This is a genomic window from Sinomicrobium endophyticum (assembly GCF_052983315.1).
Window position 1 is genome coordinate 21,918 of the sequence record NZ_JBRKIS010000033.1, and the last position, 13,101, is coordinate 35,018.

A 13,101-nucleotide genomic window follows, 5' to 3' on the forward strand; every position below is an offset into this window, starting at 1 on the left:
TCGCGGCATCCTGGCTCCTTCGCTAAAAAAGTCTACCAGATTTTTTTTATACGCTCGGCCCTGCCTGACAAAAAAATACGCTATAATCCCGATAATTATCGGGACCAAAAACAAAATTTAGACAGTCTCTCAATATTGTCAGACACTGACCAGGCCGTTTATAAAGAATTGCATCGGGTTTAAAGCACAGGGCTTTTTTTGCCCTGTGTTTATTTCAAAAGAAACCTGTACCATGAGAACTATAATTCAAAAGCGTTCCTTTTGAACAAACCAGCTCCGGGTAAACCCCTGCATACCGGTATTTCCCCTGTATTTATTTCTTTTACGATACTTTCCTGTGTATTTTCCCTGTTCGTATTGAAATTCATAATATATCCCCGCAACGGATCATGAGCAGGGACAACCTCATACACCCCTAATATCTCATTATTGTACCCGGTTTGCTTTTAAGAAAGTATCCTTTACACTAAAAATCCCTCCTCTATACTTTATATATTATAAAAGTTCAAAAAAAGGTGACAAGAATTAATACTATTTGTCGAAGCGGTTCAAATTTTTATCAATGAACTCGTTTTTAAATAACAAAATAGGGGTAAATTCACCTATTGCCATGAAAGTCTTAAAGAAGTAATATTTGGCTGACTATCCAACTGCCGCTTTATATCAGTATATTATCTTTTGCTAATTTTTCAAATACTTTCAGAACACCAATGACCTGAACCGGTTCTGAAGTATACATTTCGAGATTAAAGAATTTAACTGCTCTGATTTCGTTGCCTGGTTTGACTTCACCGGTTAACTCGTAAAAAAAGCAGTCCTGCTCCATGATGACATTGGTATTTTCACCATATGCAGGTGCAGAGATATGGCAGTAGTAGCTTAATTTTTCGGGAATTATTTCGATATTCAGTTCTTCACGTATCTCCCTTATCAGCGATTGTAATGAAGTTTCACCTTTGTCTACTTTTCCACCCGGCAGATACCATGCGTTTTTATTATTGCTGTACGCTAATAATAATTTATGATCCCTAACTACAATTAAACCTGTTGTTGGCAGTGCTATATCATTACCCATTATCTTCTTTTTTTTTGATCCATTTTCCGGTGAGCACTTCAGAAAGTTCTTCCGATTCTATATTTCTTCATGTAATATTACCTTTCCATCATGCGTTTTATTGACGATAATGACCAGGCTGGGGCGTACGGAGAACGACATGTTTTCGCCGGTTCGGACGCTGTAGGTAAAGACCACCTCGCCCGATGCTGTTCGCTGCAGGCTCACCGGCTTGATCGATGTGTCTTTATCCGTTTCCGGGAGGGCCACGGCAATGACGAATTGCCTGGTGAAGTCAATGGCAGTGGGCATACCGTTTTTACCCATCGTTGCCGCTGCACCGAATACCGCTTCAAATTGTCCGGCCGTTTCGATTTTCGGATCGGGTAATTCTTCCACGTCGTTTTTTACAAAATAATTTTCCGCTACCTCGAAGGGAATGTCGGTCGATTTCGCCGTGCTCTGGCAGGCTGCCACAGCCAGGCCTGCTATGCCCAGTACACAAATCATGTACATAAAGGATTTCATCATTTTTTGTTTTTTTTAATTGTTTATAAAGCGGCAAATACCCGGCCCGGGCTTACCTCCGGAGAGGTTGTACTAAAAGGTTCGAACTCGTTGTTTACAGGGTTATAGCTGTAATCCTTTTGCCATGTTTCCTTATGCCGGATAATTTCACGAAGGGCGCCCGTGATATATACTACTTCCTCCGGGGACATTGTCGGGTGCAGGGAAACACGTACCCAACCCGGTTTGTTCACCAGGTTTGTCCGGTCTATTTCACGCATCATCCCCGCTGAGGTTACTTTATCAATACCACACAGGTAATGGGCATAGGTACTGGCACAGGACCAGCCTCCCCGGACCTGGATTCCGAAACGGTCATTGAGTAATCGCACTACCAGGTTGTAATGAATACCTTCAATATTCAGAGACACACATCCGATACGTTTGGCATTACTATCTCCTATGTATTTGATTTGATGTACATTCTTCAGTTCCCCGTAAAACCGTTGAAGCAGCTTTTCCTCCTGTAATGCCATCAGGTCCGGATTCATCTTTTCTTTGAGTTTTATAGCCAGTGCCGCCCTTATGGTCTGTATTATTCCCGGAGTTCCCCCGTCCTCCCGTGTTTCTATATCTTCGAAATAAGAATATCCTCCCCAGGGATCGGTCCATTTTACATTACCTCCCCCGGGACAATCGGGAACTTCATTTCCGTAGAGCTTTTTATTGAAAATCAATATGCCGCAAGCTCCGGGTCCGCCCAAAAACTTATGGGGAGAGAAGAAAACAGCATCCGGTCGTCCGGCTTCGTCTTCCGGTTGCATATCGATCGGCACATAAGGGGCCGAGGCTGCAAAGTCCAGAAAACACAGCCCGCCATGGGCATGCATAGTTTTAACCAATTTCGTGTAATCCACGATCTCCCCGGTTACATTGGAGCAGGCCGTAAATGAGCCGATTTTCAGCTTACGGTCCTTATATTTCTCCAATAATTCCTCCAGATAGGCAAAATCCGGCTTCAGATACCTGTCCGGGTGGATCATCTCCACATCCGCATGGGTCTCCAGCCATGGTACATGGTTGGAGTGATGTTCCATATGCGTGATAAACACCACAGGTTTTTCCCCCGGGTCCCGGTATTGGTACTTCCGAAGTCTCATGATCCGTTGCAGACAGGCCAGTGCGCCGGTCATCCCCGATCCTGTGGTGACCAGGACATCGTCTTCGCCTGCATTGACATGCTTTTTTATGATGCTGCGGGCTTCAAGGTACAGGTTTGTAGTAATTTTACCGGTCTCACTGGAAAAGGAATGCGTATTGGCAAAGAAAGGGGCTACTTCCTCTACGATCCTTTTTTCTATGGGCATGTATAACCTCCCGCTGGCCACCCAGTCGGCATATAACATTTTTTGCACGCCGTAGGGTGAGCGGAATGCCTGGTGCTCACCGATAATATGTGTTTTAAAACTACTGAAATGTTCGTCCAGGGCAGCTAATCTCTTATTCATTTTTTCCTTTGTTAAGCTTGTTAGCAATGAACTCGTTTAAGATTCTGTCTAAGTTATATATGGTTTATTACTCAAGATTTGGGAACCAGTACACCTTCCACAACATCGGCATTTCCCGATATGGTACGGGCCATTTCCCTGATGTCATCCATGCTTATCCTGTTTACGGTTTCTATATATTCTTCAAGGGTATGGATTTTTCTTCCGTAAAAAACATGGGAGGTCAGCACATTTATCCAATAGCCGTTATTGTCAACGGCTTCTTTCATACCTTTTATCATCGATTCCTTCACTTCCCGTAATTTTTTGGCATCTACGGTCTCCCCCAGTTTATCCACTTCGGCATGGACTACCTCCACCAGTCTGTCTACCATATCGGGGTTGCAATCGAAACTTACAGACAGGGTGTATTGCGGCCGGGGGATATCCCCCAAGGATGCCCATGCCCCTACGCCATAGCTACCGCCTTCTTCTTCGCGGATGATATCGTGATAACTCTTTTGCAACAACTGGCCTGCCATACTTACTTTCATGCTGTTTTCAAAAGTATAAGGCAGGCTGCCTTTATATATGATCTTTACCGTGGCCTGGGGGGTCTCCATGTCTTCGGTTACCCGGACCACGGTTTTTCCTTTGGCGGGCCGGTATTTGTGATCGATATAGGTTTCTTTCCTGTTTTCCGCCTTTATGTTGCCTATATATTTTTGGGCCAGTCCCAGTAGTTGCTGTTCGTCAATATCTCCAACGAATACAAAGGTAAAATCGTCAATACCACGGAAACGGTCGGCATATACTTTCTTTATTTTTTCCAGATCTACCCGGTCCAGGTATTCACGGTTAAACAACTGTGTCCTTTTATGATGCGTTGTCAAGGCCATGGACATGGAATCCTCTAAAATGCTTTTTTTGTTTTTTTGCTTCTGCTCCAGGTTTTTGGCTATGCGTTCCAGGGTGAGGTCATAGGCTTCCTCTTCAAACCTCGGAGCTTCAAAGCTGAGGTATATTTTCTGGAACAGCACTTCTATATCTGATTTCGTACTGTTCCCTGACAAAGATTCCGACAGCTCATCTATGGAGAGTCCCAGGGATGTACTTGTACCGGCCAACTTTTTATTTAATGCTATCGCATCAAAACTTCCCAATCCGGATTGGGCGGCTACACCGGTAGCCTCCCCTGCAGAAGGCAGAAGGTCTTTGTCCAACAGGGAATTCCCTCCGGGACTGTATGCTACCATATATATCTCATCCTTGTCATAAGGGGTAGGGAAAATAACCACTTTGGCCCCGTTGGCCAGTTCGTACTGACGCGCATCCAGCCCGGTAATCCCGGTAGTCTTTACTACAGGCTGTTCCTTCAGGCCGGCAGCGATCAGGGGGGTGTCGTCCGTACTGTCGGTATAGGGTTCCGGGTCCAGGGCGGTTACCTTTTTAAAACGTTGTACAAATTCGTCTTTGCCCGGGTGGGGCTTTTCGGAGGAGCCTTTTACGGCCATCAGGATATCCTCTTCTTTGTATACGGTGCCCATATAGTCCAGGATATCCGCATTGGTAATGGTTTCCAGGCGGTCCGCCACATAGTTTACATGCCAGGTTATGTCCGGAAGAGGATTGCCGGTAAAGTAATGCTGGTATAGCCGCTGGGCGTAGGTGTCACTGCTGATCTTATCCTTGTTTTTCAGATAGGAAAGGTTGCTGTTTTTGATGGACAGTTTTGCCCGTTGCAATTCACTTTCCGTGACCCCGTGCCTTACAAACCGGAGGAGTTCGGTAAGGGCAAATTCGAAACTCTCCAATTCCATATCGGTCTTGGGCTGTATGTAAAGCCCCATAATATCCAATGGCCGTACAAAGTTCGAATATGAATAGCCGACAGACAAGGCGGGGCATTCCTTTTTAACGGTCTGTTCCTTGTACCGGTTATTCAAGATATACGAAACCACATTTTTTATCAACTGATCATCCAGGTATTCATATCCCCTCAGATCTTTGACCTTGTTCCTGATTATAAACTCAATACTGGTAGTCCCCACTTCCTTGTCCAACGACTTGATAAAATGAATATCCCCGTCCAGTGCGATATCAAAGTCCTTTCGTTCGGGCAGGTCTTTTTTCAGGGGAATGGGTGAAAACACCTCTTTTATTTTCGCCTCCATAACATCCACATCGATATCCCCTACCACGATAACCGCCTGCTGGTCGGGACGGTACCACCATTTGTAGTAATCCCGGAGTTCGTCGTATTTAAAATTGTTGACCACGGACATGAGTCCTATGGGCATACGATCGGCATAAACGGAGCCTTTCATTACGCCTTCGGTGTACACCTTTTCCGCAACCCGGAAACCGGGGGTGTTCCCTGTTCTCCACTCTTCATTGATTACCCCCCTTTCGACATCGATCTCTTCCTCGGTAAGGGAGAGGTAACCCGACCAGTCGTGCAGGACCAGCAGGGTGGAATCGAGCAGTTTTTCATTGGTTACGGGGACTTTGCTGATGTTGTATACCGTTTCGTCAAAGGAGGTAAAGGCATTGATTTCAGACCCGAATGTAATCCCGTTTTTTTCCAGGTATTCCATCATGCTTTTTTCCGGGAAATGGTCCAGCCCGTTAAAGGCCATGTGTTCGAGAAAGTGTGCCAGCCCCCTTTGTGATTCCTTTTCGAGAACAGACCCCACATTCTGGGCAAAATAAAAGGATGCCCTTTCCTTCGGCTCCTCATTGTGCTTGATGTAATATTTCATGCCATTGGGCAATACCCCCTGCCGGACAGCCGGGTCAAAAGGGACTTTATCCCTGGACTGGGCATTTAAACCGGCTACTACCAACAGTAGCAACCCTGTTATTTTACGTATTCTCATAGACTTATTTTATCTCTGTTATTCCGGCTTTAAGCCAGTTGTAATAGGTTTCCGTATCGGTGTATTTCTGTGAAGGGCCCATCAGTTCCATATCCGGGGTCATGATCACATAATAAGGCTGTGAAGCCGTATGAAAATTGATCGCCTGGAAGGTCGCCCACTTCTCCCCTATGGTCCGGATTTGCTTTACACGGCCCGACTTCAATTGATAATTGAACTGTTTGTCTTCGGGAAGTTCTTTCCTATCGTCAATATACAGGGAGATCAGAACATATTCTTCATTGATCAGGTCGTACACCTTGGGTACACTCCATACATTCTCTTCCATCTTCCGGCAGTTGACACACGCCCATCCCGTAAAATCCAACAATATCGGTTTGTTATTCGCTTTGGCATAGGCCAGGCCTTCGTCAAAGTCCTTAAAACAGTTAATTTCCAAAGGACAATCGCTCACCTGGGGTTTGATACTGTAGAACATCGGTGGCGGAAAACCGCTGAGCAGCCTGAGGTTCGCTCCCCAAACCCCAGGAACCAGGTAAATCACAAAGGCCGTGACCAGCACTCCGGTAGCGATACGTACAAATCCCGGTTTCTTCAAAGGGCCATCATGCGGAAACCTGATCTTGCCGAACAGGTAAACGGCCATCAAAGCAAAGATCACGATCCAGATGCCGATAAATATCTCCCGTTTCAGGAGGCCCCAGTGTTCGACCAAATCGGCATTGGACAAAAACTTAAAGGCCAGGGCCAGTTCCAGGAAGCCCAGCACCACTTTGACCGTGGTCATCCAGCCGCCTGATTTCGGCAAAGAGTTCAGCCAGTTCGGGAACAGGGCAAACAGGGCAAAGGGCAGCGCCAGGGCAAACCCAAAGCCGGTGATACCCGCTGTGAGCTGGGTGGCCCCTCCTTCTGCCGTCAGTGAACCGACCAGTAAAGAGCCCAGTATAGGACCGGTACATGAAAAAGATACGATAGCCAGGGTCAGGGCCATAAAGAAAATGCCGATGATCCCCCCCGCACCAGAGGCCGAATCCATCTTATTCCCCCAGGAGCTGGGCAGGGTCAGTTCGTAATACCCGAAAAAGGAAAAGGAAAAGAACACAAAAATCACAAAGAAGGCGATATTGAGCCACACATTAGTCGAGATCGTGTTCAGTATCTCCGGGTCTATGCTGTCCAGGAAATGGAACGGCAGGCTCAACAGCATATAGATCAATACGATAAACACGCCGTAGAGGATGGCATTGGAAATCCCTTTCTTGCGGTTGCCCGACTGTTTGGTAAAGAAGGAAACCGTTAACGGGATCATAGGGAACACGCAAGGGGTCAGCAAAGCTAACAGCCCTCCCAGAAAGCCCAGCACAAAAATGCCCATAAGGCCGCTTCCGCCGCTTTGGCCCTGTGTACCCGTGTTTAACGCTTCCGGGTTTTTAAGGTCCAGTTTTAAGCTTTTGGACAAAAGGGCACTCTTTTCATCCACTTCCAGTTGTTTCACTTCTGCCTTACCCCCATCCAGCGAAAAGGCCAGGTCGGCATTGTCAAAAATACAACTTTGGTCGTCACAGGCCTGGTATTCTACCAGTCCCCGTATCGCCTTGAGACCGGGCTTCAGCAGTTTGATCTTTTGTTTGAAAACGGCTTCCCCGTCAAAATAGGAAAGCTCCATGTCGAAGATATTGTCGTATTCCGTATACGATTCACTTTCTTCCAGGTCCCCGACCAGTTCGTAATCCTCCCCTGCCCCTTCAAAGGTAAAGGAGGTCGGGATGGGGCCGTCTCCGGGGATATCTGTAGTATACAGGTGCCAGTGTTCTATGATGGAGGCTGTCATGACCAGCTGGTATTCGGTGTCAGACAGCTTTTCTACCGAGGTATTCCACGTCACCTGCCCGGCCTGTGGGAAAACCGCGTTCAATAACAATCCGGCCACTAAAGAAAAAAGATACTTCATCAGTTCATGTTTTTTATAAGCGCTTTTTTAGAGCATCTTTAAAAAGGATTTCATTGACTAAAAAATGTCCTTCCTGCCTGCCGGCGAGGCAGGTTTGCGCCGGCGCACTACCCGGCCCCTTCACTAAAAACAACCCCGGCTGTTTTGGCTCACAAAGCTTCTTATTTATATAAAGGTGTTCGTTATCATAGGTTTCTTAAGGTCCGTCCTATAAAATCCTGTCAAACAATTTTTTCAGATCGGGGGAAGAAGGACGGGGGGCATTGGACGATACTATAGTTCCCTCAGGATCGATCAGTATAAAATGAGGTATTCCTGCTATCAGATATGCTGTGACAAATTCCGACTCAAAGGCATTATCGGCCAGTAATTGTATACCTTTGAGCTCTTTTTCTTCTATCATGGCCCTCCATTTGTCATGGTCTTTTTCCTGGTCTATGGAAATGCTTACAAATTCGATGTTCTTATCCCGGTACTCTTCCTCCGCTTTCTTTAAAAACGGTATTTCCGCCCTACACGGCCCGCACCAGGTAGCCCATACATCGATATAGACATATTTTCCCTTAAGGTCGTCCAGCGAGGTGGTCCCCCCCGCATAATTTTCGTAGTCCGTAAACCCGGGCGACGGATTCCCTTTGGCCAGGGCCCTTAAGCCGTTGTACATTTTTTCGATCTCAGCATTGTTGTCCTTATCCGTAGAGGCCGCTTTAAAAGCCGTATAATATTCTTCGCGTTCGTTCTCATCCACGTAAGTAATAGAACTACGTACCGCACCAAACAACATCTTGTTCCTGATGGCTTCATTGGAAATAGTTTCCAGAGCCTTTAAATAGGCAAATGCCACAGGCAATGAATCCTGTTTCACCAGTTTATGAGCTTCTTCAGCGTAATGGCGGTTCAACACTTCCTTGTAAGCCTGGGAAAAATTATAATCCTCTTCACGGTTATAATCTATGTCATCCAGTTCGTCCAAAAATCCGTCCGACACTTTAAAATCCTCGTTTTGGGTAACATAACCATGCCAATTCTCATATTCCTGCAACGTTTGTAAATACTCATAATCCAGGTTCCTCTTTTCCTTTTTCATAAAATCCTCGCTTATGCCCCCTTTCATCGAGTCGAGCGCCCCGGTCAACGTTTTTCTTATCCGGTCATTAGCTTCTTTAAACTCCATCTCCTGCTGCTGAAAAAACAGCTTGGGGTCTTTCCCCATTAAATCGGCCTGGGTTTTTCTTTTTAATATCAGATACTCGCTTGGGGCTGAACCTTTACCCGAAATGGCCAGTGTGTTCTGAAAATCGGCGGCATCCCCGTTTATGGCAATATCGCTTCCTTTGCCCAGGTACAACTGCAGGCCTCCCAGTGTAAAATGCCCTCCGAGTTTTTCCCGGATGGTATCGGAAAAACTGCCGTCTTCACGGAGTTCCAACCTTTTTGAAAATTTCATGTCCGCAGAGTAAAGCGTCAATTCTTTTTCCACATTTTTTATTTTACCCGATACCACGGCGTAATCCACAGGGGTTTTCGTACAGGAAACCGCAAAAAGCACCAGGCCCGACAGGGTGTAAATCGTTTTTTTCATCTGTTTTGTTTTTTTATAATCTGTTAATTTTTAATGATGAACCCTAATTACAGCGATATATTGACTTCCCAGTTGCCTTCGCTGTAAATGTCAAAAACCGCCTGGTGGGTAAAGGTGCCCAGCTGAATTTCCACCTCTACAAATTCCAGGGGGAACCGGGGCGAAGTAAACACTATTCCATTCCGGTTCTCCGTTACGGAATTATTCCGGTCCTTTACTGCAATTCCACTGGAAACCATATTACCATTGGCATATACATTGATCCTCACCTGGTTGATATCGCCCGCATTCTTCCGGAAAGAAATGTTACGGACGTCCCGTTGGGTGATAACCTTATAGGCTTCCTTATGGGTACCTATATACTCTCCCTTTTTAAAAAAGCCCCTTTTAACCGTATTTTCTCCTGATCCCGACTTTTGAACCAGTTCTCCCTCACCATGCATATCGCCCTTTGTAAACTCTCCCGTATATACAGAACCATCCCCCCAGGTATAAATGCCGTAACCATGCAACTGCCCTTTCCTGAACCCGCCTTCATACCTATCGGTTTCTCCCCAGGCCTGTCCTTTACCATGGGCCAGGCCCTTTTTACAATCACCTTCGTATTTCTGGTTTAAGCGGGAATCCTTTACCACGCACTCTTGCGCTGATAACCAGTTAGCTGTAAAAAACAGTACGAATATTCCTAATACTTTTTTTTTCATATTGATATTTGTTTATTCACTTATTGTTCACTATTGTGCCTTGCCGTTGTTTTTAACAGGGCAACGGAATGCTCAGGGGTAATCTCTCGGATTTTGTTGTATATCCGGGTTAAAGATCAATACGGCATCCGGGATCGGAAATACCCAATTGTTGTCTTCGGGCCTCAATATATAGGTTTCCCCTTTCATGGTATGGGTAACGGTAGTGGCGAATTCCGGTTCCAGGTTAAGGCGCTTAAGGTCGAACAGGCGTATACCGGTAAAGAGCATTTCCCTCCTTCGTTCATCGAGTACAAAGGCCAGTGTTTCCCGGTCTGAAGCAAAGTCGGAACCGGTTAAGTCTTCATATACCTCCCCGGGCAATCTCTTGGAACGGAGCAGGTTTATATCGTTGAGCGCTTTGGCCCCGGCCCCCAACCTCGCGTGGCATTCGGCCCGAACCAGGTACATTTCCGGAACAGAGGTATTAATACTTGCCGTAAAAGAGCCTCCATTCGAATAACGTCCTTCTACGCATTCCCCCGTGATATAACAAGGTGTTCTTAGTAATCTGGCAAGCCGGTAATCCCCGGGGTCGTAAAGTTCCTGCAACTCATCTGACAGCCATACGGTAAAAGGAAATCCGGCCCCCATATAACTGCCCATGTATTGTTCGGTCCTGATGGGTGCATTGTTCTCTTCACCTTCCGCTTCCGCTTCCAAAGCAGCATAATCTGTCAATTGCCCATTCCGGGCAATAGCCCTGTCCGCGTTTAAAAGCGCTTTCTCATAATCACCTGCAAACAGGTAGTACCTGGCCAGCAAGGCATAGGCTGCCGTTTTATCCGGGCGGGCAAAATTAACCGCTTTGTCAGGCAGGTCGGCAACGGACTCTTCCACCTCTTTTATTATAAAATCGTAGACCTCCTGTACGGAAGAGCGCAAAGGTGTGTCTCCCGAGGCATCGGGTACGGTAACCAGGGGGACCCCCGGGTCTGAAGCCGCCGATACCGGGTTGTACTGCCTGGCAAACAGATTGACCAGCAGCCAGTATTCAAACGACCTGCCCACACGGGCTTCGGCCTTTATGCGTTGCCTGTCTGCCGCTACGCTGTTCCCCGTTACCGGGGCATCATCTATCCCGTCGATGATCACATTATAAGTATATATAAAATTATAAGGTGTCTGCCAGGCTCCGGGAACGCTTCCTTCCCGGTATAAATCGCCTGCCCATCTATAGAACTTAAATTGCGGATTATCGGGGGTTACATTTTCATCATCTTCAAGTTCGTACGGAAAGAAATCATCGGAACTGAAATACAGTTCATCTCCAAACGACCTGTGATCGTTCAGATCATTCAGCAATAAATCATATTCACCTACCTCCCGGGGAATAATCTGCCCCTTAGGTTCTACATCCAGGTAATCATCACATGCCCCCGTTGCCAGTAACCCGGCGAATATGAATAGTCTATATCGTGTTTTCATATTTGTTTGAATTTTGAGGTCCGAAGCCGGAAGTCTGAAGTTAATTTTACTCCTGACTTCGGACTTCCGACTTTTTCATTATTCCTCAATGTGTAAACTAACAATGTCTTTGTTTCAATAGTTCGTTAAAAAATTAAGCGGCGATGGTGCCGTATAGTAAAAGTTCATTGATATATTTCTGATTTTTGTTCAAGTGTGGGTTGATCCCAAAGGTTGAAAAAAATCGGTTCATGAGTAAAGCGTTGTGGTTCATGGTCTTGATGTCTGTCATAGAGAACGCTCCGCGTTGTTCTTTGGGAATGTTTAACCAGTGAGCTGCCTTGGCGAGATTGGTAGCGGTCAGTGCCATATTGAAGTGGAAGTCGAGTTTGTTCTCACTACGGGCCTGACAGTTTTCCAGTGTGGTATGTTGTTTGGCATCCCGATAGATGAACTCGATCTGGAAACGTAGGCGGTAATACTTCACTATGGTTGTTGCATTGAATGTTGTGTTGGTAGAAAAATACAGCTTATATTTTTTCCCACAAGGTACCCGTACCACCCTGATATTGCGTTCTAAGGCTACCGAATAGAGTACGGCAGTCATGGCCAGAGTCCCGTCTTCCAGTTCCACGGTTTGGAAATGGTCATCACGGATGTCTTTATGTATGACTTTACCATCATATTTTTTGGGCCTGCCCCTGCCGCTTTTTTTGGGGCCAAGGTAGAGGTATCTGAGATTGGCATCGTCCCGCAGCCTACCCACAAAATGGAATCCTGCCCCACAAACAGTATCGATAAAGGTCTTCTTGGTGAACCAGGCATCGGCTACCACCACACGGGAGAGTCCGGATAAGCTATTGCTGGAGGTAGCGAAACAGTCCGCATAAAGTTCGGCCAGTGATTTATCACAAGACGCATCGGTTAGCGTCTGGCGGGCATCCAAGTGAAAACCGGTATGGTTGTCCACATCAATGGCGGCCATGCCCAGGAGTTCCAGTCCGCGTTTGACCCCTCCGGCCTGTCCTGACCAGAAATAGCCGAGCCCCGGGGTTTTCTTGCCTGATTTGGCAATGTAACTGGGATCGATGGCAATCACGTAATGTCCGCTGCCGTGCTGTTGGACCAGTTCTTTATTGAACCCAAGGAAATCGAAAGGCTTTTCGAATTGGATACGAAAACGCTGTTCACTATATTTGCTGTATCTTTCCAATTGTCGGAAGTTGATACGGCCCTTGATGGACAAGAACAGGGTGAAAGTCTCCACCATGAAACGCTGCCTGGAGGCGTTGATATTTTGCATATTAAACAATATGTTGACTATCTATGTTTTGTATAGGTTATAACCCTTGGTGACCATATCTTATAAACGTCTTGGAAAACACTATTAAAATACTGAAAACCAATTGTTTATTAAAATTTTCTCATCCCTTTTTATACACTTATTTCATTATAAATCAGAAACTTTTATCAAAGTGTAACACAGTATTG

The 13,101-nt window shown here is 46.0% G+C and carries 9 protein-coding genes; all 9 read right to left on the bottom strand.

What is annotated here, in order from left to right:
- Nucleotides 1-658: 658 nt before the first annotated feature.
- The 9 genes from ACVBDU_RS12880 to ACVBDU_RS12920 all read right to left on the bottom strand — a co-directional run bounded on the left by ACVBDU_RS12880 (nucleotide 659) and on the right by ACVBDU_RS12920 (nucleotide 12,913).
- Nucleotides 659-1,075, bottom strand: a complete 417-nt coding sequence (locus ACVBDU_RS12880) for an NUDIX hydrolase (protein ID WP_447180150.1) — start codon at nucleotides 1,073-1,075, stop codon at nucleotides 659-661.
- A gap of 57 nt (nucleotides 1,076-1,132) precedes the next feature.
- The gene (locus ACVBDU_RS12885) at nucleotides 1,133-1,585 is read right to left on the bottom strand and encodes a hypothetical protein (RefSeq protein WP_447180151.1); all 453 of its coding nucleotides are present in this window, start codon (nucleotides 1,583-1,585) and stop codon (nucleotides 1,133-1,135) included.
- Nucleotides 1,586-1,605: 20 nt separating this feature from the next.
- Entirely contained in the window at nucleotides 1,606-3,069 is a 1,464-nt protein-coding gene (locus ACVBDU_RS12890) for an aminotransferase class V-fold PLP-dependent enzyme (RefSeq protein ID WP_447180152.1), read from the bottom strand.
- A gap of 71 nt (nucleotides 3,070-3,140) precedes the next feature.
- Nucleotides 3,141-5,927 (bottom strand): M16 family metallopeptidase, encoded by a 2,787-nt coding sequence (locus tag ACVBDU_RS12895; RefSeq protein ID WP_447180153.1) that lies wholly within the window; start codon nucleotides 5,925-5,927, stop codon nucleotides 3,141-3,143.
- Nucleotides 5,928-5,931: 4 nt separating this feature from the next.
- Entirely contained in the window at nucleotides 5,932-7,878 is a 1,947-nt protein-coding gene (locus tag ACVBDU_RS12900) for a protein-disulfide reductase DsbD family protein (RefSeq protein WP_123217798.1), read from the bottom strand.
- A 208-nt stretch (nucleotides 7,879-8,086) separates the two neighbouring features.
- A complete protein-coding gene (locus ACVBDU_RS12905) occupies nucleotides 8,087-9,460 on the bottom strand; it encodes a TlpA family protein disulfide reductase (RefSeq protein WP_123217797.1) in 1,374 nt (457 codons plus the stop codon).
- Nucleotides 9,461-9,507: 47 nt separating this feature from the next.
- Nucleotides 9,508-10,164 carry an MORN repeat-containing protein gene (locus ACVBDU_RS12910; RefSeq protein ID WP_123217796.1) on the bottom strand — a complete coding sequence of 219 codons (657 nt, stop codon included), beginning with the start codon at nucleotides 10,162-10,164 and terminating at the stop codon, nucleotides 9,508-9,510.
- A 72-nt stretch (nucleotides 10,165-10,236) separates the two neighbouring features.
- Complete coding sequence (locus ACVBDU_RS12915; RefSeq protein ID WP_447180154.1) at nucleotides 10,237-11,631, bottom strand: RagB/SusD family nutrient uptake outer membrane protein; 1,395 nt, start codon at nucleotides 11,629-11,631, stop codon at nucleotides 10,237-10,239.
- A gap of 133 nt (nucleotides 11,632-11,764) precedes the next feature.
- Entirely contained in the window at nucleotides 11,765-12,913 is a 1,149-nt protein-coding gene (locus tag ACVBDU_RS12920) for a transposase (protein ID WP_447180155.1), read from the bottom strand.
- Nucleotides 12,914-13,101: the final 188 nt, after the last annotated feature.

Coding starts and splice junctions, on each gene's coding strand:
- ACVBDU_RS12900 (WP_123217798.1), bottom strand. CDS start 7,878: ATGAAGTATCTTTTTTCTTTAGTGGCCGGATTGTTATTGAACGCGGTT.
- ACVBDU_RS12880 (WP_447180150.1), bottom strand. CDS start 1,075: ATGGGTAATGATATAGCACTGCCAACAACAGGTTTAATTGTAGTTAGG.
- ACVBDU_RS12920 (WP_447180155.1), bottom strand. CDS start 12,913: ATGCAAAATATCAACGCCTCCAGGCAGCGTTTCATGGTGGAGACTTTC.
- ACVBDU_RS12910 (WP_123217796.1), bottom strand. CDS start 10,164: ATGAAAAAAAAAGTATTAGGAATATTCGTACTGTTTTTTACAGCTAAC.
- ACVBDU_RS12915 (WP_447180154.1), bottom strand. CDS start 11,631: ATGAAAACACGATATAGACTATTCATATTCGCCGGGTTACTGGCAACG.
- ACVBDU_RS12885 (WP_447180151.1), bottom strand. CDS start 1,585: ATGATGAAATCCTTTATGTACATGATTTGTGTACTGGGCATAGCAGGC.
- ACVBDU_RS12890 (WP_447180152.1), bottom strand. CDS start 3,069: ATGAATAAGAGATTAGCTGCCCTGGACGAACATTTCAGTAGTTTTAAA.
- ACVBDU_RS12905 (WP_123217797.1), bottom strand. CDS start 9,460: ATGAAAAAAACGATTTACACCCTGTCGGGCCTGGTGCTTTTTGCGGTT.
- ACVBDU_RS12895 (WP_447180153.1), bottom strand. CDS start 5,927: ATGAGAATACGTAAAATAACAGGGTTGCTACTGTTGGTAGTAGCCGGT.